General features: G+C 60.6%; 3 protein-coding genes. All 3 read left to right on the top strand.

Annotation, left to right across the window (positions count from 1 at the left end):
• Positions 1–27: 27 nt before the first annotated feature.
• A complete protein-coding gene (gene bioF / locus AC11W3_RS04135) occupies positions 28–1,200 on the top strand; it encodes an 8-amino-7-oxononanoate synthase (RefSeq protein ID WP_484090115.1) in 1,173 nt (390 codons plus the stop codon).
• 220 nt (positions 1,201–1,420) lie between these two features.
• Entirely contained in the window at positions 1,421–2,218 is a 798-nt protein-coding gene (locus AC11W3_RS04140) for an alpha/beta fold hydrolase (RefSeq protein ID WP_484090114.1), read from the top strand.
• Positions 2,219–2,492: 274 nt separating this feature from the next.
• On the top strand, positions 2,493–3,220 hold a 728-nt coding region (locus tag AC11W3_RS04145; protein WP_484092551.1), incomplete at its 3' end, for a methyltransferase domain-containing protein.

Genomic DNA, 3,220 nt, shown 5'->3' on the forward strand with positions numbered 1-3,220 from the left:
CGTAAGCCGTTCAGATCGGAGAAGAGTGTGCAGACATTTGCAGACGAGCTTGAGGCCCTTCGGGGCGAAGGACTGTACCGCAGCATGAGGACCATTTCCGGTCCGCAGGGGAGCCGGGTAGAACTCGATGGGAGGGAAGTGCTCCTCCTTTGCTCGAACAACTATCTCGGCCTCGCGGATCACCCGGCCCTGAAGACTGCCGCGGTCGAAGCGGTAGCTTTGGGTACGGGGAGTGGCGCGTCTCGCCTGGTGTCCGGGACCATGGAACTCCACGAAAGGCTCGAGCGGCGGATCGCCGCCTTCAAAGGGACCGAAAAGGCCCTTCTCTTCAACTCCGGCTACGCCGCCAATACCGGCATCATCTCGGCTCTGGTCGGAAGAGGGGATGCCATTTTCTCCGACCGGCTCAATCACGCGAGCATCGTGGACGGTGCTCTCCTCTCGCGGGCCAATTTCCATCGGTACCCACACCGGGATATGGCGGCGCTGGAGCGGATGCTCGAGGAGAAGGGGGGGAAGGGGAGACGGCTGATCGTGACCGACGGGGTCTTCAGCATGGACGGTGATATCGCCCCCCTGGCAAGACTGGCCGAGCTCGCGAAACGTTACGACGCACTCCTCATGGTCGACGACGCCCACGGCAGCGGTGTCCTTGGAGAGACAGGGCGTGGCAGCGGCGAGCTGTGTGGGGTGATGGACGGGATTGACATCCACATGGGGACCCTCGGCAAGGGATTCGGCAGCTACGGAGCTTATGCCGCGGCCTCCGCCGAGATCTGCGAGTACCTGGTCAACAAGGCACGCAGTTTCATCTTCTCCACCTCTCTTCCTCCGGCGGTACTGGCTGCGTCGCTGGCAGCGATAGACCTTGTTGATTCTCCGGAAGGGGAGCAGCTCAGGAAGAGGCTGGCCGCAAACGTAGCTCTCTTCAAGGAAAGGCTCGAGAGCTACGGCTTCGACACCATGGGGAGCGAGACCCAGATCCTCCCCGTCTTCGTCGGGCCCGCGGAGACGACCATGGAGTTCAGCCGCGAGCTTTTGGAGCAAGGGATTTTCGTGCAGGGGATCAGGCCGCCTACGGTCCCGGCGGGAAGTTGCCGCCTGCGCTGCACCATCATGGCCACCCACGAGCCGGAAGATCTCGAGGCCGCAGCCGATGCCATTGCCTCGGTGGGGAGCAAGCTCGGGGTTATTCGGTAAGGCTGAACCACCGTCTTAAACACTGCTATGCGTGCTTCGACAGGCTCAGCACGAACGGGACACGTGCTTCGACAGGCTCAGCACGAACGGGTCCACCCTGGGCTCATGCCATTCCGTTCACCCTGGGCTCATGCCATTCCGTTCACCCTGAGCTCATACCATTCCGTTCACCCTGAGCTTGTCGAAGGGTGCAATTTCAACCAGGAGATGTATGCCTTCCATGGAAACCCCAGCGGCTACCTTGCATTACGATGAGATCGGGACCGGACGGCCGATCGTCTTCTTGCACGGGTGGGCCATGTCGGGCCGGGTCTGGCGCTTCCAACGCGAGCTCGATCGGGCATGCCGGCTAATCTTCCTCGACCAGCGGGGGCACGGGCAGTCGTCCCAGGCAACAGGCTACTCGCTGGAAGACTTCGCCAGTGACCTGGTTTCCTTCTTCGATTCGATGGAATTGCAAGATGCAGTTCTGGTCGCGTGGTCGATGGGAGTGCAGGTCGCGCTCCAGGCTTTCCCGGAATTGAGGTCGAGGTGCGCCGGTTTGGTCCTGGTCGGAGGGACACCCCGCTTCACGACTGCCGATGACTTTGCCCATGGCCAGCCTCCGCTGGAGGTGAAGGGGATGGGGGTGCGGCTCCGGCGCGACTACCAGAAGACCATGGGCGACTTCTTCAAGGGAATGTTCGCCGAAGGGGAGATGGATAAGGCTCGGTACCAGCGGATCGTGCACGAGATCGTGATGAGTGGGCGCTCTCCCGATCCTGAGGCTGCCCGGGACGGGCTCAAGATTCTCTCGACTGCCGACCTCAGATCGCAACTCCCTCTGATCGACCGGCCGGTGCTTCTGGTTCACGGGGAGCTCGATACCATCTGCCCGCCGTCAGCCTCCCTCTACATGGCGGAGCGGTTGCCGATGGCGTCACTGAAGATCATGAACGGTTGCGGCCATGCCCCCTTCATGACGCGACCGGACGAGTTCAATAACGTGGTGCGGGAGTTTCTGCGGGAGCTCCCGTAGCCGCTTCGAGGTTGGGGCGAACAATAAAAACTAATTAGCGCTAATCTTCCGCTATGAGATTGTCATCCCCGAATGCCCTTATCAGGGATCCAGATTTCACGTCGTTTAGGAGCTGGATTCCCGATCAGAATCGCTTCGGGAATGACAGTTTTGGAAGCTGGCGGAATTGGTACTAATTAGGATAAGAAATGAGAGGGGGGGCTCCTCCAGGGGACAATAGGGTGGAGCCTTTCGAGGGGACTATACTGCATCTAGTAGATGCATAAGGAAATAGATGGTAGCCCAGATAGACAGAGATAAGGTGCGGGAGTCGTTTCACCGGCAGGCCAGCGATTATGATCGCTACGCGGTGGTCCAGCGGACGGTCGTGGAGCGGCTGACCGGCATGCTGCAGGCAGAAGGGGTGAAGCCGTCGCGGATTCTCGATGTGGGCGCCGGAACCGGGCGGCTCCTTGCGAAGCTGCACAATATGTATCCCGATGCATTCACCGTCGGTGCCGATCTCGCCTTCGGCATGTGCCTGGCTGCCTCGGAGGCCCTGGCTGCTGACAGGGTGCCCTTGGTGAATGCGGACGCGGAAAGCCTCCCTTTTGCCGCAGGTTCCTTCGACCTGGTGCTGTCCACCTCCACTTTCCAGTGGCTCACCACGCTGGATCTTGCCCTTGCCGAGGTGCAGAGGGTGCTCTCGCCGGGAGGCTTCTTCTGCTTCGCGCTTTTCGGCGAGAAGACGCTGTACGAACTCAGGGACTCTTATAAGGCTGCCCTCAATGAGGGGCCCGACCGAAGCCACACCTTCTTTTCCGAACAGGACGTTCTCTCCAGCCTGCAACGAGCAGGTTTTACCGCAGCGGCTGTCCATTCCGAACTCGAGGTGGAATTTCATCCGGACGTTCCTGAGCTTCTCCGTTCCCTGAAACGGATCGGCGCCGGAACCGCCACCCCTGTTGCCGCCAAGGGACTTTCCGAGAGAAGGGTGATGCTGGATATGATGGAGATCTACCG

The organism is Geomonas sp. (assembly GCF_056994735.1).

What these genes read in the sequence shown, in the direction of transcription:
- AC11W3_RS04140 (WP_484090114.1), top strand. Translation starts at nt 1,421, where the DNA reads ATGGAAACCCCAGCGGCTACCTTGCATTACGATGAGATCGGGACCGGA.